This window comes from Leucobacter allii (assembly GCF_022919155.1).
Lineage (GTDB): Bacteria > Actinomycetota > Actinomycetes > Actinomycetales > Microbacteriaceae > Leucobacter > Leucobacter allii.
This window is the reverse complement of sequence record NZ_CP095045.1, coordinates 3432879-3453608: the sequence shown is the minus strand read 5'-3', so window position 1 is coordinate 3453608 and position 20730 is coordinate 3432879. Positions and strand designations below refer to the sequence as shown.

The 20730-nt window shown below is 73.5% G+C and carries 18 protein-coding genes and 1 pseudogene; 2 read left to right on the top strand and 17 right to left on the bottom strand.

The genetic code is table 11. The features are described from left to right. Positions 1-80 precede the first annotated feature (80 nt). From MUN78_RS16015 to MUN78_RS15990, 6 genes are all read right to left on the bottom strand, one after another. The gene (locus MUN78_RS16015) at positions 81-1571 is read right to left on the bottom strand and encodes a sodium:solute symporter family protein (RefSeq protein WP_244727744.1); all 1491 of its coding nucleotides are present in this window, start codon (positions 1569-1571) and stop codon (positions 81-83) included. After that, complete coding sequence (locus tag MUN78_RS16010) at positions 1568-1891, bottom strand: hypothetical protein (protein ID WP_244692234.1); 324 nt, start codon at positions 1889-1891, stop codon at positions 1568-1570. Before MUN78_RS16010 ends, MUN78_RS16015 begins: the two co-directional genes overlap by 4 nt. A gap of 71 nt (positions 1892-1962) precedes the next feature. Further along, positions 1963-3354 (bottom strand): amidase, encoded by a 1392-nt coding sequence (locus MUN78_RS16005; protein WP_244727742.1) that lies wholly within the window; start codon positions 3352-3354, stop codon positions 1963-1965. Between the two features lie 96 nt (positions 3355-3450). After that, a complete protein-coding gene (locus MUN78_RS16000) occupies positions 3451-4401 on the bottom strand; it encodes an Lrp/AsnC family transcriptional regulator (protein ID WP_244727740.1) in 951 nt (316 codons plus the stop codon). Positions 4402-4500: 99 nt separating this feature from the next. Continuing rightward, positions 4501-5877, bottom strand: coding sequence for an aldehyde dehydrogenase family protein (locus MUN78_RS15995; RefSeq protein ID WP_244727738.1), 1377 nt, complete (start codon positions 5875-5877; stop codon positions 4501-4503). Positions 5878-6000: 123 nt separating this feature from the next. Further along, entirely contained in the window at positions 6001-6438 is a 438-nt protein-coding gene (locus MUN78_RS15990) for a MarR family winged helix-turn-helix transcriptional regulator (protein WP_244727737.1), read from the bottom strand. Between the two features lie 217 nt (positions 6439-6655). On the opposite strand from MUN78_RS15990, the pseudogene MUN78_RS15985 reads away from it, so the two are divergent. Continuing rightward, positions 6656-7924: pseudogene (locus MUN78_RS15985) on the top strand (MFS transporter); the annotation flags it as partial. 74 nt (positions 7925-7998) lie between these two features. On the opposite strand, the gene MUN78_RS15980 reads toward MUN78_RS15985, so the two are convergent. Then, positions 7999-9693 carry an ABC-F family ATP-binding cassette domain-containing protein gene (locus MUN78_RS15980; RefSeq protein ID WP_244727735.1) on the bottom strand — a complete coding sequence of 565 codons (1695 nt, stop codon included), beginning with the start codon at positions 9691-9693 and terminating at the stop codon, positions 7999-8001. Between the two features lie 267 nt (positions 9694-9960). Further along, entirely contained in the window at positions 9961-10971 is a 1011-nt protein-coding gene (locus MUN78_RS15975; RefSeq protein ID WP_244727733.1) for an NADP-dependent oxidoreductase, read from the bottom strand. Positions 10972-11051: 80 nt separating this feature from the next. Here MUN78_RS15975 and MUN78_RS15970 point away from each other — a divergent pair, with 80 nt between their 5' ends. Next, on the top strand, positions 11052-11636 hold the full coding sequence (locus MUN78_RS15970) for a TetR/AcrR family transcriptional regulator (RefSeq protein ID WP_244727731.1): 585 nt from the start codon (positions 11052-11054) through the stop codon (positions 11634-11636). Here the strand turns inward: MUN78_RS15970 and MUN78_RS15965 are convergent. The 9 genes from MUN78_RS15965 to MUN78_RS15925 all read right to left on the bottom strand — a co-directional run bounded on the left by MUN78_RS15965 (position 11617) and on the right by MUN78_RS15925 (position 20709). After that, a complete protein-coding gene (locus MUN78_RS15965) occupies positions 11617-13083 on the bottom strand; it encodes an MFS transporter (RefSeq protein ID WP_244727729.1) in 1467 nt (488 codons plus the stop codon). The genes MUN78_RS15970 and MUN78_RS15965 overlap by 20 nt on opposite strands. A 224-nt stretch (positions 13084-13307) precedes the next feature. Then, positions 13308-13958, bottom strand: coding sequence for an NAD(P)-dependent oxidoreductase (locus MUN78_RS15960; RefSeq protein ID WP_244727728.1), 651 nt, complete (start codon positions 13956-13958; stop codon positions 13308-13310). 139 nt (positions 13959-14097) lie between these two features. Beyond that, positions 14098-15126, bottom strand: coding sequence for an LLM class flavin-dependent oxidoreductase (locus MUN78_RS15955; protein WP_244727726.1), 1029 nt, complete (start codon positions 15124-15126; stop codon positions 14098-14100). 253 nt (positions 15127-15379) lie between these two features. Then, positions 15380-16516, bottom strand: a complete 1137-nt coding sequence (locus tag MUN78_RS15950; RefSeq protein ID WP_244727724.1) for a LacI family DNA-binding transcriptional regulator — start codon at positions 16514-16516, stop codon at positions 15380-15382. A gap of 324 nt (positions 16517-16840) precedes the next feature. Then, complete coding sequence (locus tag MUN78_RS15945; RefSeq protein ID WP_244727723.1) at positions 16841-17002, bottom strand: hypothetical protein; 162 nt, start codon at positions 17000-17002, stop codon at positions 16841-16843. Between the two features lie 355 nt (positions 17003-17357). Beyond that, a complete protein-coding gene (locus MUN78_RS15940; protein ID WP_244730141.1) occupies positions 17358-18113 on the bottom strand; it encodes a TIM barrel protein in 756 nt (251 codons plus the stop codon). A 38-nt stretch (positions 18114-18151) separates the two neighbouring features. Then, positions 18152-19174, bottom strand: a complete 1023-nt coding sequence (gene iolG, locus MUN78_RS15935) for an inositol 2-dehydrogenase (protein ID WP_244727721.1) — start codon at positions 19172-19174, stop codon at positions 18152-18154. Positions 19175-19297: 123 nt separating this feature from the next. After that, complete coding sequence (locus MUN78_RS15930; protein WP_244727719.1) at positions 19298-20134, bottom strand: hypothetical protein; 837 nt, start codon at positions 20132-20134, stop codon at positions 19298-19300. Beyond that, positions 20116-20709 carry an RNA polymerase sigma factor gene (locus MUN78_RS15925; RefSeq protein WP_244727717.1) on the bottom strand — a complete coding sequence of 198 codons (594 nt, stop codon included), beginning with the start codon at positions 20707-20709 and terminating at the stop codon, positions 20116-20118. Before MUN78_RS15925 ends, MUN78_RS15930 begins: the two co-directional genes overlap by 19 nt. Positions 20710-20730: the final 21 nt, after the last annotated feature.

The following is a 20730-nucleotide window of genomic DNA, read 5'->3' as shown; positions in this document are numbered from 1 at the left end:
TGCGCGGCGCGGCGGGCCGCACGTGGCAGGGCCCGGACGCCCGGACGCCCGGCCCGGCGGGCCCGGACGCCCGGCCCGGCTCACGGCTGCGGAGCCGCCGCGGACCTCCCGGCCGAGCCCGCCGCCTCGGTCGCCGCGGTGGCCGCGGGATCGGCCGCGAAGTCGAGCTGCTCGACATCGCGGCCGCCGCGCATCCTCCGGATGGCCTCCGCGACGACGAGGACGACGAGGTTCGGGGCGAGCGCGATGAGCCCCGAGTCCCAGCTGCCGATCGGGATCTCCGCGAAGGTGATGACGGCGACGGTCAGCGATCCGGCGACGATGCTGAGCCCCACGGGCCACGCGCCCACCTTGACGCGGTTCGCGAGCGCGATCGCGATCGCCGGCGCGAACTGCGTCGTGCAGCCGTAGGTCAGCAGGAGCAGCGCGCCGATGTCGGAGCGCACGAGCCCGAAGGCGAGGGCCAGGGCGATGGACGCGACGATGACGACGTAGTTGAGCGCCATCTGACGGCCGCCGCGCACGCCGCCGACGACGTTGCGGCTCACGAGCGTGGAGATGCCCATGACGATCGCGGAGGCCGGCACCATCGCGGCCGAAGCTCCGGCGATGGCGACGACGCCGACCAACCAGTCCGGCAGCATCGCGCCCGACATCGTGAGCAGCACGGTGTTCCCCGTCGTGTCCTCGGGCAGCACGAGCACGGCGGCGAGGCCGACCGTGATCGGCAGGAAGAGCACGAGCTGGTAGACCGGCAGCCACTTGGCGTTGCTGCGCAGCACCTCGCCGCTCTTCGCGGCCAGCACCGGCGGCCACAGGTGCGGCAGGGTGTTGAAGCTGGAGCCGATGACGGTGACGAGCGTCGCCGTGATGAAGAACACCGGGTCGTAGCCGTCGACGTGCATCGTGAGCAGCACCGGGGCCTCGCGCGCGATCTGGCCGAAGACCTCGGGGATACCGCCGAAGGTGATCACGAGACCCGCGGCGATGACGACCATCGCGAGGACCATGAGGAGGTCCTTGAGGATCGCGACGCGCGCGATCCCCTTGATGCCGGACCACGCGACGAAGATCGCGACGAGGATGCTGGCGACGACCATGCTCAACCCGCGCGCGCGTTCGCTGCCGGTCGCGAGCTCGACGATGAGGCCGAGCCCGGTGATCTGCAGCTGGAGGTAGGGGATCAGCGCGAGCGCCCCGATGAGCGCGACGACGCGCGCGAGCGGACGGCTGCGGAAGCGGTCCTCGAAGAAGTCGCCCATGGTGAGGTAGCCGCGGCGCTGTCCGAGCTCGCGGATGCGCGGCGCGACGAAGTAGAGCCCGAGCCAGGAGATGGTCAGGTAGGCGACCGCGAAGGTCGAGCTCACGCCGCCGCCGAACGCGATCCCCGCGAGGCCGAGGAAGCTGAAGGTGGTGAGCGACTCGCCGGCCTGGAGGAACCAGGAGGTCCACTTGGGGTTGCTGCGCTTGCCCACGGTCCAGTGGTCGAGGCTCGCCTGGCGTCGGCGGTTCGCGAGGCCGAGCGCGCCGATGAGCACGATCCCGGCCACGATCATGATGGAGACGATCATCGTGCGCCCCCGTTCTCGTGCTCGATGCCCGGCTCCGCGGCGATCCGCGCGGCGCGGATCTGCTCGATCTGCTCGGTGGCGAAGCGCTCGGCCTCGCGCGCGTCGGCCTCGCGGCCGCCCGCGCGGAGGTAGAGCATCTCGACGATCTGCAGCGCGGCGACGGTGAGGAGCACCATGAGCGCGCTCCACACGAGCACGGCCGGCAGGCCGAACCAGAGCTCCGGTTCCCCGGCGAACGGCAGGAAGGGGATCGCGAGGAATCCGAGGGCGGGGATGCACACGATCGCGAATCGTGCGGGGGTGAACAATCGGGGTCTCATGCGTGCTCCTCTGCAGGCGGGCGGCGGTGCGGGTCGGGGTGGCGGTGCCGCCGCGGCACCGCTCGGTGGGATCAGGGAAGTCGGGGGGCGTGCGCGGCCCAGCCGGTGAGCGCCTCGACGGTGCGGGCCGCGCCGAGCAGGCGGGCATCGGCGCCGTGCGCGGCGATCATCTGGAGACCGACGGGCAGCCCGGAGTCGGTGAAGCCCGCGGGGAGGGAGAGGGCGGGGACGCCGAGCATGGTCACGACGGTCGCGGCGCGCATCCAATCGAGGTAGTGCTCCTGCGGTTCGCCCGCGATGGTGCGCGGGTAGTCCCACTCGACCGGGAACGGCGCCACGGTCGACACCGGCGCGAGCAGCAGATCGTGCTCGGTGAAGAAGCGTGCGGCCTCGCGCATGAGGGCCGTCTGGTGCTCCTGCGCACGCATGACGTCGTGCCCGGAGAGGCCGCGGCCGAGCCGGATGTTCCAGGCGATGCGCTCGCCGAAGTCCTCGGGGTCGGCGGCGAGCGCCTCGCCCCACTCGGCCTCGAACTCGGCGGCGCGCAGGGTCAGGAACGCCTCGGCCGCGCCGGCGAGCGCGGGGCTCGCCTCCTCCACGATCGCGCCGTGCTCCGCGAGGAGCGCCACCGTGCGCCCGAGGACGTCGAGCACCTCGGGCTCGACGGGGATCTCCCCGCCGAGGGTCGGCGCCCACGCGACGCGGAGGCCCGCGAGCGGCACCGCGCGGCCCGTCTCCCCGAGCACCGGTGCGGCGACGGGGGTGCCGGGATCCGGGCGCCCGATCACCGAGAGCAGCAGGGCGACGTCGTCGACCGTGCGCCCCATCGGACCCGCGGTGGTGAGCGGCGTCAGCGCGTTGGCCGCGCCGGCGAGCGGCACGACGCCGGGAGAGGGGCGGAGGCCGACGACATTGCAGAAGGACGCGGGGTTGCGCAGCGAGCCGCCCATGTCGCTGCCGTCGGCGAGCGCGACCTGGCGCGCGGCGAGCGCCGCCGCGGCGCCCCCGCTGCTGCCGCCGGCGGAGCGGCCGAGATCGTAGGGGTTGCGGGTCGCGCCGAACACCCGGTTCACCGAGTGCGAGCCCGCCGCGTACTCGGGGACGTTCGTCTTGCCGAGGATCACGGCGCCGGCCTCCCGCATACGGCGCACGTGCAGCGCATCCGAGGCGGGGACGTGCTCGGCGTGGCGGATCGAGCCGTAGGTGGTCCGCAGTCCCGCGGTGTCGTGCGTGTCCTTGATGCCGACCGGCAGGCCGAAGAGCGGGCTCGCGGCGCTCGGTCCCCTGCGGTCGAGCTCGGCGGCACGGGCGAGGGCGCGCTCGGCGTCGAGGCTCACGACGGCGTTCACCTCGGCGGTGCGGGCGATGCGGGCGAGATGCGCCTCGGTCGCCTCCACGACGGTGCACTCGCGCGCGCCGAGCGCGCGGCGCAATTCGCTCGCGCTGAGCTCGCACACATCCATCGGGCACCCCACCATCGTCGACTTACCGGTACAGCCGGTTAGTCAATCATGGTTTTCGGTTTATGCCAACTTGATGGACAAAGCTTGCGTTAATGGCTAGATGGCGCGCGTCAGGTAGCCGCTGCGCTTGTGCGCCCGGGTCACGAGGGAGGACCGGAGGCCGCGAACCTCGCGGATCCAGCCGCGCGAGAGCAGCTCCCGAACGTGCGGCAGATCGCGGGCGCTGAGCTGGGCCACGAGGGCGTACTCGCCGAGCACCTGCGCGACGTAGCGGCTCTCCGGCTGCGCCGCGAGCGCCTCGCCGACGCGATCGGCGTGCTGCGGCGAGCAGTCGATCCGGAGCCAGGCCTCGACCCCGTAGCCGAGGGCCGCGGGGTCCACGAGGGTCCTGATCGCGAAGGCGCCGCGCTCGCGGAGATCCGCGAGGCGCCGGCGCGCGGTGGGCTCCGTGACCCCCGCCGCGGCCGCGAGCTCGGCCACCGCCGTGCGGCCGTCCGTCACGAGCGCGTCGACGATCGCCCGGTCGGCGCCGTCGAGCGGCTCCGGCGCGGCAGTCGACTCCTCGGGGCGCGCAGCGGCCTCGAGTCGGCCGGCCTCCGCCGCCGTGAGCAGCCCCGGCCGCCAGTCGGCGTTCGTCTTCCAGTACCGGAGCACGGGAGCCGCGGAGACCTCGGCGACGCCCGCGAAGCCCGGGATCACCTCGAGCGTCATGGTCGCGAGGTCGAAGCTCTGCTCGTGGACCTCGACGAGCAGCCGCGACGGATTCGCCAGCACGAGCGCGAACACGACCCCGGGATGCTGCGCGAGCTCGCGCGCCAGCGAGTCGATGCGGGCGGGCAGACAGGTGATCTCGATGACGCAGGTGGGGCCGAGGTTCGGCAGGGCGACGACGCGCGCGGCGCCCGAATCGACGAGGTCCCGGCCGCGACGGGCCACGGTGCGCAGCGGCTCGTCGAGCGCCTTCGCCACCACGCTCCACGGCGCGCGGCCGTCCAGCTGCAGCGCGCCGACGATGCGCCGGTCCAGGGCGCTCAGCACTTCGGTCACGTCGGCATCCTCCTCGGGCGTCGGGCCCCCTCAGCCTAACGGCGGGCGCACGGCGGCGGGTCGCGGCGCTCGACGCCCCGCGACCCGCCGCCGACCGGACTACTTCGCGACGAAGTAGAGGCGCTTGTTGGCGAACTCGCCGATCCCGATCGGCCCCATCTCGCGCCCGAAGCCCGAGCGCTTCACGCCGCCGAAGGGGATCTCGGCCGACTCGGCCGCGATGATGTTCACGTGCGCCATCCCGACCTCCAGCCGGGAGGCGACGCGCGCCGCACGGGCCTCGTCCGCGGAGAACACCGAGCCGCCGAGGCCGAGCGCGCAGTCGTTCGCGAGCTCGAGCGCCTCGGCGTCGCTCGACACCCGGTACACGGTCGCGACCGGGCCGAAGATCTCCTCGGCGTAGCTGGCCGAGTCCCGGGGGACGTCCACGAGCACGGTCGGCGCGTAGTGCGCCGACGGGCCCTCGGCGAGCACGCCGCCGGCGAGCACGCGCGCGCCCTCCGCGACGGCGCCGCGCACCTGCGCATCGACGGTCTCGGCCGCCGCGCGGCTCGACAGCGGCACGTACTCGCCCTCGCCGAGATTCAGCTGGTCGCCGGGGCGCAGCCCCTCGGCGAGCCGCACGAGCTCCGCGACGAACTCGTCGTAGATGTCGTCCATCACGATGAGGCGCTTGTTCGAGTTGCACACCTGCCCCGCGTTGTAGACGCGGAAGTCCCATGCCTCCTTCGCGACGGCCGCGACGTCGGCGGCGTCGAGCACGACCATGGGGTCGATGCCGCCCAGCTCGAGCACGCACTTCTTGAGGTGCTCGCCGGCCTGCGCGCCGATGATCGCCCCGGCGCGCTCGGAGCCGGTGAGCGAGACGCCCTGCACCCGGGGGTCCGCGATCATGGTCGCGATCTGCCCGTGCGAGGCGAAGACGTTCTGGTACCCGCCGACCGGGACGCCGGCCTCCTCCATGATCTCCTGGATGGTGAGCGCGGAGCGCGCGCAGATGTCGGCGTGCTTGAGCAGGATGGTGTTGCCGAGCACGAGGTTCGGCGCCGCGAAGCGCGCCACCTGGTAGTAGGGGAAGTTCCACGGCATGACGCCCAGCAGCGTGCCGATCGGCAGATGCTCGACGATCGCCTTGCCCGGGATCGTCGACGGGATCTCGGAGTCCGTGATGAAGCTCGGGCCGTGCACGGCGTAGTAGTCGATGATCTGCGTCGCGAAGTCGACCTCGTCGAGGCTCTCGGCGATCGACTTGCCCATCTCGAGCGCGATGAGCCGCGCGAGCTCCTCGCGGCGCTCGGCGAAGAGCTCGGCGACGCGCTTCACGACCGCGGCGCGCTCCTGCACGCTGCGCTCGCGCCACTCCTTGTACACGGTGTCGGCGGCGTCGAGCGCCGCCTCGATCTGCGCATCGGTGGCGGCCTCGAAGGTCTCGAGGATCTCGCCGGTGGCAGGATTCTGTACCCGGTACTTAGACATGCATATCGTTTCCTTCAGATAGGGGTTCACGGCGCTGTCGGCGGTGGATACGCGACGCGCCAGTTGAAAGCTACCACCCCGCCCGGGGGAAATCACGGGGCGTCGGCGGCCCGCGGGTCCCGTTCAGCCGGCGCGGCCCTCGCGGTAGCGCTCGATGGAGTGATTGAAGGCCCGCAGCAGCTCGCCGAAGCGCGCGACATCGGCGTCGGGCCAGTCCGCGAGGATGCGCTCGAGCGCGGCGAGCGAGCGCGCGCGGGAGGCCCGCAGCCGCTCGCGGCCGTGGGCGGTCAGGGCGAACTTCCTCGCGACCCCGCCCGCGGGGTCAGGGATGCGCTCGAGGAGGTCGGCGCGCATCGCGGCGCCCGTCTGCCGCTGCAGGGTCGACGCGTCGAGGCGGAAGAGCTCGCTGAGTTCGCCGATCGAGAGCGGGCCGTCGGCGTCGATGCGGCTGAGCAGGAGGTAGACGCTGCGGTCGAGCCCGTCATCGCCGCGGTGCTGGGCGATCGTGTACCGGCTGAGCAGCATCTGCTCGTACTCGATGTCGGCGATCGGGCGATCCATCGGCTCCCCCTTCGTGGCTGCCTGGCGTTCATTCTACGGATGCGTCACGCGCCATCGTCAGTAATGTGTATGATGCACATATTATGCATCATACACACTTTCCCCCCTCCCTCGCCGCCCGACGCACGGACGCCCCGTGACCGCCGCCGCCCGCCGCCCGGGGCTCGTCGTCGCCGTCCTCGCCTCCGCGGGGATCGCCTCCTCCATCACGCAGACCATGGTCACGCCCCTCATCGCGCAGCTCCCCGCGATCTTCGCCACCGACGCGGCGAACACCGCCTGGATCGTGACCGCGACGCTGCTCGCGGCCGCCGTCGCGGTGCCGATCTCCGGCCGCCTCGGCGATCTCTTCGGCAAGAAACGGATGCTCCTGATCCTCGCGCTGCCCCTCATCGCCGGCGGCATCGTCTGCGCGCTCGCCCCGAACGTGCAGCTCATGATCGCGGGCCGAGCGCTGCAGGGCATCGGGTCGGGCATGGTGCCGCTCGGGATCGCGCTGCTGCGGGACGTCGTGCCGCGCGAGCGCCTCTCCTCCGCGATCGCGACCGTGAGCGCGACCCTCGGGGTCGGCGGCGCGATCGGCATGCCGCTGTCGGCCGCCGTCATCGAGTACGCGGACTGGCGGGTGCTGTTCTGGATCGGCTCCGGCGTCACGGTGCTCGCCGCGATCGCGATCGCGGCGCTCGTCCCCGACGTCCCCGCGGGCGCGCGCGGACAGCGATTCGATGCGCCGGGCGCGGCGGGCCTCGCAATCGGGCTCGTCGCCGGGATCCTCGCGATCTCGAAGGGAGCCGAATGGGGCTGGGGGTCGGGCCTCACCGTCGGTCTGCTGGCGCTCGCGCTCGTCTCCTTCGCGCTCTGGGGCGTCTGGGAGCTGCGCGCCCGCGACCCGCTCGTCGACCTCCGCACGACCGCGCGGCCGCGCGTGCTGCTCACCAACCTCGCCTCGATCTTCGTCGGCTTCGGCATGTACGCGAGCATGCTCGTGATGCCGCAGGTGCTGCAGCTGCCCGCCATCACGGGGTACGGACTGGGCCAGTCGATCCTCGCCGCGGGCCTCTGGATGGCGCCGGCCGGCCTCATGATGCTGCTGCTCTCCCCCGTGGGCGGCCGGCTCAGCGACGCCCGGGGGCCGAAGTTCACGCTCGTGCTGGGCGTCGGCATCCTCGCCGCGGGCTACGGGATCGGGCTGCTCGGGATCGGCAGCACCTGGGGCGTGCTGCTGACGGGGCTCGTCATCAACGGCGGCGTCGCCCTCGCCTACGGCGCGATGCCCGCGATCATCATGGGCGCCGTGCCGCGCTCCGAGACCGGCGCCGCGAACGGCTTCAACACGCTCATGCGCTCGCTCGGCACGACGATCGGCGCCGCAGTGATCGGCGCCGTGCTCGCGCGGATGACCGCGCCGCTCGGCGGGGCGCAGGTGCCCTCGGAGGCGGGCTTCCACGTCGCGCTCCTCATCGGCGCGGGCGTCTCGCTCGTCGCAGCGATCATCGCCGCGTGCATCCCCGCCGCGCGGGACCGGGCGACGGCCCCGGAGGCGGGCGGCGGGGACTCCGACTACGCGGGGAGCGACGGGAGCCGCACCAGCCGCGCGCCCGGCGCCCCGTCGCCGGACGCCCGCTCGCCTCGCGGTCCCCGATCCGGCTCGAGCTCGAGCACCGTGTCGATCCCGATCCGCTCGAGGAAGCCGGTGTCGTGGCTGACGACGAGGATCCCGCCCCGGTAGGCGTCGAGCGCCTGGGCGAGCTGCTCCACGCTCGCGATGTCGAGATTGTTCGTCGGCTCGTCGAGGACGAGCAGCTGCGGCGGCGGCGCGGCGAAGAGCAGCCGCGCGAGGGCGACGCGGAAGCGCTCGCCCCCCGAGAGCGTGCGCGCGGGGCGGTCGACGCTCGCCCCGCGCAGCAGCAGCCTGGCCAGGCCGTTGCGGATGTCGCCGGGCGTCGAGCCCGGCGCCGCCGCGCGCACCTGGTCGAGCGCACTCGCCTCCTCGTCGAGCACGAGGCGCTGCGGCAGATAGCCCACGCGCTCGGTGCGCAGCGCCCCCGCCGGACGGCCGGGCGCGGGCGGCGCGCCCGTCACGAGTTGGGCGAGCAGCGTCGACTTGCCCGCGCCGTTGGCGCCGACGATCGCGACCCGCTCGGGGCCCTGCACGACGATCGGCGCCCCGGCGTCGGGCCCGCCCGGCTCGGGCGCGCGCGCCGTGAACTCGACGAGGCGCCGGCCCCGCGGCACCTCGGGGTCCGGGAGCACGAGCGAGATCCGCTCCTCCTCGCGCACCCGCGCATCGGCGGCGTCGACGGCCTCCTGCGCCGCGCGCACCCGGTCGTCCAGGTTCGTGCGCATGGCCCCCGCCGAGACCTGGGCGGCGTTCGCGCGCTTGCCCGCGAGGATCTTCGGCAGGCTGCCGCTCGCCTGCACCTTCCGCGCGGTGCGCTCGCGGCGCGCGAGCTTCGTCTCGGCCTCCACGCGCTGCCGCTTCTCGCCCTTCAGCGACTGCTGCGCCGTGCGCGCGGCCTGCTGCGCCGCCTCCTGCTCCGCATCGCGGTGGGCGCGCCACGCGCTGTACGGGCCGCCGAAGCTCGTGAGCGCGCCGGCGTGCAGCTCCGCCGTGTGCTCCATGCGCTCGAGCAGTTCGAGATCGTGGCTCACCACCACGAGCGTGCCCGGCCACTCGTCGACGAACTCGGCGAGCCGGGCGCGCGTGGCCCGGTCGAGGTTGTTGCTCGGCTCGTCGAGGAGGGTGATCGGGGTGCGGCGGATCCGGAGCCCGGTGATCGCGATGAGCATCGACTCCCCGCCGGAGACCGCGGCGACGGGCCGGTCGAGGTCCGACGCGGAGAAGCCGATGCGGTCGAGCGCCTCGTCGGCGCGGGATTCGATGTCCCAGTCGTCGCCGACGGCGTCGAAGTGGCGCTCGGAGACGTCGCCGGTCTCGATCGCGCGCAGCGCGGCGAGGGTGCCGTCGATGCCGAGCAGCTCGGCGATCGTCGTCTCGGGGCGCAGGGCGATGTTCTGCGGCAGGTAGCCGACCTCGCCGGCCGTGTCGATCGCGCCCGAGCTCGGGCGCAGCTCGCCCGCGATGAGGCGCAGCAGCGTGGACTTCCCCGCGCCGTTGCTGCCGATGAGGCCGGTGCGGCCGGGGGAGAAGACGCCGGAGACCTCGGTGAGCGCGGGCGTGCCGTCGGGCCAGGCGAAGGAGACCCCGCGCAGCGCGATCGCCGAGGCGGAGGGGGAATGGGGGTGCGGAGACATGCAGAACTCGATTCTGTCGCCTCGGGCCGCCTCCGCATCGGAGGGATCGGGCGCCGAGGAGCGTACGGGTGACTCGTCGTGCCGCGACGGGGGCGGGCGATGGCGTGCATCCTCCCGCACCGGGAACCGCGAGCTCCGGCAGGCGCCGGCTCAGCGGGTCCGCGCGACGGCGGCTAGATTCTGTCGACCTCGATCTCCATGGCGATCAGTATAGCGCCCCGGGCGCGTCGCGGGCGGGTCCCGCCCGCGACGCGCCCGGCCTCCGCCTCAGACGCGGACGAGCATCTTGCCGGTATTGGCGCCCCGCATCATGTCGAGGAAGGCGTCGACCGTGCGCTCGATCCCGTCCACGATCGTCTCGTCGTAGGCGATCTCGCCCGCCGCGAGCCACTGCGCCATCCGCGCCTGGAACTCGGGGGCGTGCCCGAGATGATTGCCGATCGTGAAGCCCTCGAGCTTCAGCCCGCGAGTGATGATGTTCGCGAGATTGTCGGGGCCCGGGACCGCGGTCTCGCTGTTGTAGCCGGAGATCGCCCCGCACAGCGCCGCACGCCCGCCGTCGGCGAACGCGTCGAGCGCCGCCTCGAGGTGGTCCCCGCCGACATTGTCGAAGAAGACGTCGATGCCGTTCGGAGCTGCCTGCGCGAGCTGGCCGCGGACGTCGCCGTCCCGGTAGTTGAATGCGGCGTCGAAGCCGTACTTCCCGGTCAGCAGCGCCACCTTCTCGGCGCTGCCCGCCGAGCCGATGACGCGCCCGGCGCCGAGCAGCCGTGCGATCTGGCCGACGGCGGTGCCGACGGCGCCGGCGGCGCCCGACACGAAGACGGTGTCGCCCTCCCTGAGCTGCGCGATGGCCGTGAGCCCGACGTAGGCGGTGAGCCCCGTCATCCCGAGGACGTGCAGGCGGAGGGAGAGCGGCACGCCGGGCGTTTCCGGGACGACCCGGAACGTCGCCGCATCCGCCTGCACGAGGTCGGACCAGCCGTGCTGGTGGAGCACCGCATCGCCCACGGCGAAGCCGTCGGCAGCGCTCGCGACGATCCGTCCGATGGCGCCGCCCTGGATCGTCTCGCCCAGCGCGTAGGGCGGAACGTAGCTGCGGACGTCGTTCATGCGACCGCGCATGTACGGGTCGACGGAGAGGAACTCGTTCTTCACCCGCACCTCGCCCGCGGCGAGCGGGGCGAGCTCGCAGCGCACCGTGCGGAAGTCGTCGGGGGTCGGCCAGCCGTCCGGACGGGCGGCGAGGTGGATCTGGGTGCTGAGCGCGTCGGACATGGGGGCCCTTCTGAGATCATCTGTTTCGGGAACGATCGTTCCAATATATACTGGAATGACCATTCCCGAAAGGCGGCTCCATGGCCCGCACCGCGTCCTTCGATCGCGACACCGTCGTGCGCGCGGCGCTCGACGTGTTCTGGCGGGTCGGCTACGAGGCCGCTGCCATCCCGGAGATCGAACTCGCCACGGGCCTCAGCCGATCGAGCCTCTACAACACCTTCGGATCCAAGCGCGGTCTCTTCGACGCCGCGGTCGCCCTCTACCTGGACGGCGTGATCCGCCCGCGGCTGCGTCCGCTCCAGGCCGATCCCGTCGCGCCCGGAGCGATCGCCGAGTACCTCGCGGGCCTCCGCGATGCACTCGCCCGACCCGATTCCGCCGCCGCGCGCAGCGGCTGCCTCCTCGTGAACACCGCCGGCGCCCCGATCGCCGAGGACGCCGCGGTCGCCGGCATCATCACCGCCTACCGCGCGGAGCTCCGCACCGCCCTCGGCCGCGGCATCGCCGCCTGCCTGCCCGACTTGCCGGGGCCCGACGCCGCGCGCCTCGCAGACGCCTGCACCGGGCAGCTCCTCGCCGCCTACGCGCTCGCCCGCGTCGACGCCGCGGCGGCGGCCGCGGCAGCGGACACGGCCCTCGCGCTCATCGAGGCCGCGGCATAGCACCCCGCGCGCTCCCGCGGAAGGACCGGCTCAGGCTCAGCCCGCCCGCCGCGAGGACGCACGCCGCGCAGATCCCGAGCACGAGCGCGAGCCCCGCCCCGCCGGTCCCGCCGAGCAGCAGCAGTCCCGTGCCGAGCGCGATCATCAGCGTCGCCGCCAGCCGCTGCGTGAGCTGCAGGAAGGACGCGGCGACCCCGGCCATCCCCTCCGGGGCGTGCGCCAGCACGAGCGCGCGGATCGAGGGCTCCGACAGGCCGCTGCACACCCCCTGCACGAGCTGCAGCACCGCCGCGACCGCGACGAACGCGACGGGGGCCAGGAGGAGCGCGGCACCCGCCGTGAGCAGCATGCCCGTCCCCTCCGCCGCCATGCCGAGGGCTACGATCCGCGGGCCGACGCGCGCGTACGTGCGGGAGCTGAGACGCGCCGCGAGTAGCCGCGCGAACGCACCGGGCAGCATGACGAGCGCGAGCACGAGCGGCGGGACCGCGAGCGCCTGCAGCAGATGGACGGTGAGCACGGTGCCCGCGGCGAGGACCGCGCCGAACCACAGCAGCGCGACGAGATTGCCGAGGAGGTACCCGCGCCGCCGCATGAGCGGCGGCGCGAAGAGGGGCAGCCTGCCGGTGCGGGCGTACCGCCGTTCCCAGAGCACGAGCAGGAGGGCGAGGAGCAGGACCGCCGCCGCCGCGGCGACGAGCCGGGGCCCGGGGATCCCAGGGTCGATGACGGGGATGGTGACGATCACCACGAGGGCTCCGGTGAGCCCGATCCCCGGCAGATCCAGCGCGGGCCGCGGACGGCCGGCGAGCGGGGCCTCCGCCGGCAGGCGACGGGCGACCAGCCACATCGTCGCCGCGACGAACGGCACCGGGAGGAGCAGGACCGCACGCCACGCGGCGTCCGCGGGCAGCGCCCCGAGGGCTGCGCCGGCGAGCAGCGGCCCCGCGATCGCGGCTGCCGCGCCCGCCGCGGAGTACGCCCCGAGCGCGCGGATCCGGTCGATGCCTCCGAAGTGATCCTGGATCAGACCGAGCACCTGGGCGCTGATCGCCCCGGCGCCGAGCCCCTGCACGAGCCGCCCGGCGACGAGCGTGACGGCGCTCGGCCCGAGCGCCGAGACGAGAGCGCCGAGGAGGAAGAGAAGGAGGCCGACGAGCATCGGACGGCGGCGGCCGAACGCGTCGCCGAGCCGACCGGCGGGCACGAGCCCGAGCCCGAAGGTGAGCGAGTACGCCGCGAGGTACCACTGCAGGATCGCCGGGGACTCCGCGATGCCGCGGCCGAGCGCCGGGGCGGTGTAGGCCACCACGGCGGAGTCCAGCAGCGTCGCGAAGCCCGCACCGACGCAGGCGAGAAGCGCCGCCCGGGCGGCCGGAGGGACCGGAGGGGCCTGGGCGGGCCCGGAGACGGGGGCGGCGGTGCTCGCGGGCCGATCCGTGCGCACCGCTCCCCCGTTCCCCGCAGCTCCGGCCGTCGGGCGCGTGATCGACGCGACGGCGGGATTCGAACCCGCTGCTCACCGGTATGACCCGTTCACCGGAACCATCCGGATCGCCGCGATGATTCTTATCGTAGATATTCGGCGACGTTATCGGTGGCGCATGACCGAGTGTTGCAGCGGGGCCGGTCGCGCCGGACCGGCGGTCCCGGGGCCCCGGGGTCCCGGCCTCAGCCGATCGCGGTGAAGCGGGCGCGGTGGTGCGCCGGCTGCTCGATCTCGTCGAGGATCGCGAGCGCGAGATCGGCAGCCGAGATCGTCGAGACGCCGGCCTCGTTGCGCAGCAGCACGTCGCCGCCGAGCGTGTAGCGGCCCGTCGAGGGCGTCTGCAGCCACGCGCCGAACTCCTCGGGCGGGCTGACGTAGAACCAGTCGACGCTCTCCGGGCTCTCCCGCAGCAGCTCGAGCGCGTTCAGCCCGGTCACGATCTCGGGCTTGACGTCCTCCGGGATCTGCGCCTCGGTCTCGTCCCACAGCCGCGGGCCGCCCTCGGCCACGAGCAGCGACGAGGCGCCGCCGACGTAGCCGAAGCGGGTCGGGGTACCGACGATCCGCTCGAGCAGCTCGCCGACGATGCCCTCGAGCTTCCCGGCCATGTCCCCGCGCGGCGACAGCGCGAAGAGCACGACGTCGCTGCCGTCGATCGCCTCGGCGAGCACGGACGCATCGAGCGCCGAGCCCGCGAGGTAGCGCACGCCATCGACCGGCGCTGCCGGGAGCGTGCGGCTGAGCGCGACGACCTCGTGCCCGCGCTTGCGCGCCTCGGCGACGACCGCGCCGCCCGCGTAGCCGCTGCCGCCCAGAACTGTGATCCGCGCCATGTTCGTCCTTCCCTCCGGGGCTCGCGCCCGACCGCTCGTGCCTCATCACAACCTCGGGGGCGCGGCGGGTATTCCGACCGCGACCCGTCACGGATCGGGCACGATCCGGTGTGCGGAGATCCCGAGCCGCCGAACGAGCTCAGCGGGCGGGGCGCCAGCCCAGTGCCGGCCCGATCCGGGTCGCGAGCTCGTGCAGGATGTGCTTCCAGTCCGCCAGCTCGAACTCGAAGGGGAGCTCGAAGAGGTAGTCGTCGGCGGCGCGGAAGGCGGCGTCGTCCTCGATGTGCGCGACGATCTCGTCGAGCGAGCCGAGCACGTCGCGGGCGATGATCGTGTTCTTCCCGTGGACCCGCTGCGTGCGCGGCGTGCGCGCCTCCGCGTAGTCGCGGTACTTCGCCCGCTGCGCATCGGTGGCGCCGTCGGTCGGCACGATCACCCGGGCGACCGTGGCGCGCGCCGCCTCGCCCCGCGGGCTGGCCGCGCGGAACGCGTCGATCTGCGCGCGCTGCGCGAGGGCGAAGTCGGCGATCCCGTTCTCAGTCGAGCTGATGTTGCTCACGAGCCAGTTGAGGTCCGCGGCGCCCGCCCACGCGGCGGAGCGGAGGGAGCCCCCGCCGTACCAGAGCCGATCGGCGAGCCCGGGGCTGTGCGGCTCGACGCGGGCGGAGTCGATGTCGCCGCCGATGCCGCGATACTCGGGCACCTCGCGCAGCGGATCGCCCGCGAGGAAGGAGCGCAGCCGCTCGATGCGCCCGTAGCCGTAGTCCTCCGCGCGCCAGCCGGCGTCGTGCACGAGATCATTCACGGCGTCGTCGCCGTAGCCGGGCGGGTGCACGCTCAGCCCGGCGCGCACCCGGCCGCCGGAGAGGACGTCCGCGGTCGCGAGATCCTCGGCGAGTCGGAACGGGTTCTCGTGTCCGACCGGGATCACGGCCGTCCCGAGCGCGATCCGCTCCGTCGCCTCGGCGAGCGCGCCGAAGAGCACCGCGGGCGAGGGGAGGCCGCGCTGCAGGTGGCGCGTGCGGACCCAGCCGCTGTCGAGACCGAGCTGCTCGGCGTAGCGGAAGAGCTCGATCGCGTCGCGGAAGCCGCTCGCGGGCGCCTCGCCGTCGAAGGGGACGAGGTGGATGAAGCCGAGGTGCCGAAGCGTGCGTCGGGGGGTGCTCATGGGGCGCTCCTTCCGGGTGGGTGATGCTCAGCGTAGGAAGCGCGCGCCCGAACCCCAAACCGGGGCGTCACATTCCGCCCCGCCCGGGGCCGTCGGCTGGACCCGGCACCGAAACCCTCGGAAGTCATCGACACCCTACGAACCTCGCTTCGCGTTTCGTAGGGTGTCGCGCGGACCGTAGGGTTTCGCACGGAGACAGGGGCGGACGGGCACCCGGACGCACGAGCGTGCCAGTGGTCCGGCGGAGCGCGCCCTACGCGGAGTCGCGCACGACGAGGCTCGGCGGGATGAGCACCTCACCGAGCCGGGTGCCGTCCGCGATCGCCGCGAGCAGCGCCGCAGCCGCCTCACGGCCGATCCGCCGGTTGCCGGGGTCGACGCTCGTCAGGGAGATGCGCGGGATCGCGGAGAGGCTCGTGTCGTCGTAGCCCGCGACCCTGCAGTCCTCCGGCACCCGGATTCCCGCCTCCTCGAGCGCCGTGATCACGCCGATCGCGGTGAGGTCGTTGCCCGTGACGATCGCATCGGGCACGCGATCCTCGGCGATGAGGCGCCGCACGGCGCGCGACGCCGCCTCCTCGGTGAAGTCTGCGGCCTCGACCCACGCCCGGGCAGCGGCGCGCTCGTCGGCGTCGGCGATGGCCATGGCGCTTTCCGCGCTGTCGTCGGTGCTGCAGGGGGCAACCGCGCTCTGGACGGCGCCGGCGATGCCGCGACGCGCGACCGCGGATCGGAAGGCTGCCGCGCGGGAGGCCGAGACCGTGCCGCCCTCGCCGCCGACGAAGGCGATGCGGCGCACCCCCTGCGCGGCGAGGTGAGCCACCACGAGGTCGATCCCGGCCTCGTCGTCGCTGCGGATGGTCGCCGTGACGTCACCCGTCGCATCGATCGCGCTCGCCACGACCGTCGGGATGACCGCCGTGAGATCCGCGAGTTCGGCGAACTCGGGGATCGTGCCGACGGTGATGAGACCCGAGGGGCGCAGATCCCGGAGCACGGCGAGGTTGTCGCGGTCGAGCACCGGCGAGCCGCTGCCGTCGTCGACCTGGGCGCTCACGATGATGGTGCGCTGCCCGGCCTCGGCGAGGCGCGCCTTCGCCGCGCCGACGATCTCGGCGAAGAGCGGATTATGGAGGTTGGAGACGAAGATCGCGACGAGATCGCGACGGCCCGAGGAGAGGGACTGGGCGACGAGATTCGGTCGGTAGCCGAGGCGATCGGCGGCGTGCAGCACGCGCAGCCGCCGCTCCTCGCTGACGTTCTCACCGCCGTTGAAGACGAGGGAGACGAGCGACTTCGAGACGCCCGCCTCGCGCGCGACATCGCGGATGGTGGGGGGACGGCCCGGCGCGACGGGGGCCGCAGCCCCGCTCTCGTCGTACTCCGCCATCGCCACCCGCCTTCATCGCCGCGGCCCGGCCGCTGTCCCGCCCCCTATCCTAGGGCTGGACCGGTCCACATGCGGCCCGGATGCCGACGGTCGGCGGCCTCGGACTCGGCCGGCACCGGCCCCCGGCGCCACGCCCTTCGCCCGCGGCGCCAATCCCTCCGCGCTCAGCGCCGCACCTTCGCGCTCAGCGCCGCGCCTTCGGCCCTTGCGCCCGGTCCACGGCCCCGTGCCCTCGCCCTCGGCCCTCGCAGAATTCACGCGTTGCGGGCTCACGCGCGCGTTCCAGCGCAAGACGCGTGAATTCCGGTTCGCTTCGAACCGGGCTCATCCCGACGGCGCCGTCGGATCCGAGAAGAACTGGAAGATCCCCTGATCGCCGAGGTCGGTGCCCTCCTGCGTGAACAGCCAGAGGGCGGCACCGGCTCCGACGACGAGCATCGCGAAGACGACGATCCGGGCGATCGTGCGGCCGCGATCCTCATTCATGCCCCGAGTCTAGAGGCACCGCATCCCTCCCCGGGCTCTGCGTCCCATCCCTGCAGCCCACCCCTGCACGGGTCGCAACCGCGCAGGAATCACGCGAAGCGGGGTCATCCGGCCGAGTGGCCCCGCTTCGCGTGAATTCCGCGGCGCGCGCCGGGCGCGGAGGTCTGGTGGGGAGGGCGAAGGACCGGGGTCGCGGACAGGCGCCGGGAGCGGGCAGCAGCAGAGAGCGCGGAGCGCGCCTGGGGCGGACCAACGCGGATCGGGCAGACCAGCGCGGAGGGCGCATCGGGCGGGCCCGCGCGGAGGGCGCACCGGGCGTACCCGCGCGAACGCCCGCTGCTCCGCCGCTACGCCACTACGCTGGGATGTCGGCGAAGGCCGCGGCGAAGGCGTCGAGGGCGGCATCGGAATCACCGCTCGCCCAGGCCTCCATGCCGACGACGCCGGCGTAGCCGAGCTCGCGCAGCGCCCGCGCGACGGCCTCGTAGCGGATCTCCCCCGTGCCGGGCTCGCACCGTCCCGGCACGTCGGCGACCTGGATCTCGCCGATCCACGGCAGCGCCTCGGTCACGAGCGCGATGAGATTCCCCTCGCCGATCTGCGCGTGGTAGAGGTCGAGGTTGAGCCGCAGCGCGGGGTGATCGACGGCGCGCACGAGCGCGAGCGTGTCGGCCGCGCGGGCGAACGGGGTGCCCGGGTGGTCCACCGCGGTGTTGAGATTCTCGAGCACGAAGGTGCACCCCGCCGCGGCTCCGAGCTCCGCGATCTGCCGGAGCGTCTCGGCGGCGTGCAGCCAGTCGGCGCCGGACACCACGGGGTGCGGCGCGACGGGGATCCCGCCCTCGCCGAGGCCCGTGCCGTGCAGGTTCAGCCGCGGCGCATCGAGGATCTCCGCGGCCGCGAGCGACTCGCGGGCGGTGGAGAGGAGCGCGGCGCGCCCCTCCGTGCTGGTGAGATCGCCGCGGAGGTAGCCGGTCATCGAGGAGAACTCGGCGCCGGTCGCCGCGAGCGCGGGGAGATCCTTCGCACTCCAGTCCCAGATCTCCACGAGGAAGCCGCGCTCGTGGATGCGGCGCACCCGCTCCTCGAACGGCAGCTCGAGGAAGAGCATCTCTGCGCAGGCGGCGAGCCGTGCGCGAGATCCGGCGCTCACAGCGCGACCGCGACCGCGACGCCCTCGACCGCCGATCGCTGGGCGGCATCGGCGAGGACGAGCGCGGCGCGGCCGTCCTCGAACGTCGGGCTCGTCGAGGCCTCGCCGCGCGCGAGCTTCACGAACTCCTCGAGTTCGGCCGCGTACGCCGCGGCGTAGCGCTCGAGGAAGAACTCGGGGTAGGCCGGACGCGCCTCGACGGCGGCGGCCGTGGAGACCGAGACGGTGTTCGAGAGCGGATTGCCCACCTGCAGCATGCCGCCCGAGCCGAAGGCCTCGATCCGCTGATCGTAGCCCACGGCGCTGTGCCGAGAGTTCACGATGGTGATGACGGCGCCGGCGGAGGTCTCGAGGGTCACGACCGCGGTGTCGAAGTCGCCGTGCTCGCGGGCCCCGGGATCGAAGGCGCGCGTGCCGGTGGCGCTGACCGAGACGATATCGGGGGCGAAGAACCGCGCCATATCGAAGTCGTGGATGGTCATATCGCGGAAGATCCCGCCCGAGACCGCGATGTAGTCGGCGGGCGGAGCCGCCGGATCGCGGCTGATGATGATGAGCTGCTCGAGCGCCCCGATCTCGCCGGCGGCCACCCGCGCGCGGGCCGAGGCGTGGTTCGGATCGAAGCGGCGGTTGAAGCCGAGCGCGACCGGCACGCCGAGCTCGGCGACGAGCGGGCGCAGCGCGTCGACGCGCGCGATGTCGAGATCGATGGGCTTCTCGCACAGCACGGGGAGGCCCGCGCGCACCGAGGCCTCGATGAGGTCGACGTGGGTGGGCGTCGGCGAGGCGATGAGCACGGCGTCGATCTGCGGCGCGGCGCCGGTACCCGCGGCGATGAGCTCCGTCGCGTCGGCGGTCGCGGTCGCGCCGTACCGCTCGGCGAGGGCGTTCGCACCGTCGACGAAGGGGTCGGCGACCCAGGCGAGGGCGGCGTTCGGGGAGGCGGCGATGCTGGCGGCGTGCACCTGGCCGATGCGGCCGGTGCCGATGAGTCCGAAGCGGATGGGCTGCTGCGTCATTGCGGGATTCCTCTGCGGGACGGGTGCGGATTTAGCACGATCTAAATTGTTCAGACAATAGCACCATGGTACGTCCTGCGCGTCGTGCGATCCAGCCCGAGCACCCCTGGTCGGCCGCGACGCTCAGTCGTCCCCCACCGCGATCCTCCGGGAGAGACCGGGATCCTCACCCTCGATGATCGTCACGCTCGAGGCGCCGTGGATCACGAACTCGCCGATCACGGTGATGCCGTCGGCCTCGTAGACGGGGATGACGCGGTCCTCGAGGTTCTTCCCAGTCAACTCCGCCGCCTCCTCCGGGGAGGCGGGCGTCTCGCCCCGCACATCCTCGGCGTACACGTATCCGGGGCGCCCGTTCGTCGCCAGGGCCGCGACGAGCTCCGGGTCGCCGCGCTCATTGTGCAGGCCGAACGTCACACCCGACCCGTTGACGCCCCAGTCGGTCGTCTCCATGCGGACATAGCGCGCCTCGGCCGTCCAGCGCGCCCCGGGGTCGGTCTCGACGGTGAGCGACTGCCCCTCGATCGCCGCGAGCGGAACGAGTCCGGTGACGGGGGCTTCGTCGGGCACCGTGCATTCGATCCCGGTGAGCACCTCGGGGTCGGCGGGACGACTCGGGTCGGGCGATTCGCTCGGAAAGCTGTAGTGGCCCGCGCTGAGACAGGTGAACTCCACCTCGACCGCGTTCGCTCCGGCGGGCGGCGCGCCGAGCACGAGCTCGCCGCTCCCCTCGAACGCACCCGCGGCGGGTCCGGCGAGCTCGGTCACCTCGTTGCCGCCGGGCAGCACGAGGGCACCGGTGGCGACCGCCGCACCCCCGCCCACGAGCACGGCGACGAGCCCGATTCCCGCGCCGGCGAGCAGCCGGCGCCTGCGCGGACGCGCCGCTCGCGCGACCCGCTCGACGAGCGCTCCGCGCAGTGCGGCCGCGAACTCCGGGCTCAGGGTGTCGGTTCGCATGCTGCCTCCTCGGCTCGGGACCCCGCGGCTTCGGGCTCGAGATGCGCCCGGAGGCGCGTGCGGATCCGGTGCAGCCGTGTGCGGACCGCCCCGCTGCTGCGACCGAGCACGACGGCCGCCTCGGCGGGCGAGTAGCCCTCGAGCGCGACGAGCGCGAACAGCCGCGCATCCGCGGCGCCCAGGCGTTCGAGCGCGACCGCGAGTTCCGGGCTCAGCTCCGATGCGAGCTCGGCCCGATCCTCGGCGGAGGGCGCGGTCTCGCTGCGCGGCAGGCGCTGCAGAACGCGCTGGTACCTGCGGCGCGAACGATGCAGATTGCGGCACGTGTTGGTGGCCGTGACGAGCAGCCACGGCAGGATCGAGCCGTCCACCGTCCGCGCATCGGCGCGCTTGCGCCAGAGTTCGAGGAAGGCGACGGCCGTCGCGTCCTCCGCGTCGTGGAACGACTGCAGCGCGCGGAGGCAGTGGGCGAAGACGCGATCCCGATGAGCGTCGAAGATCGCCCCGAAGGCGTCTCCGTCGCCCTCCAGTGCCCGCCGCCACAGCGCGTCGTCCGGCGCTCCTCGTGCTTCCATACTTCTGTATGTCCGCAGCCC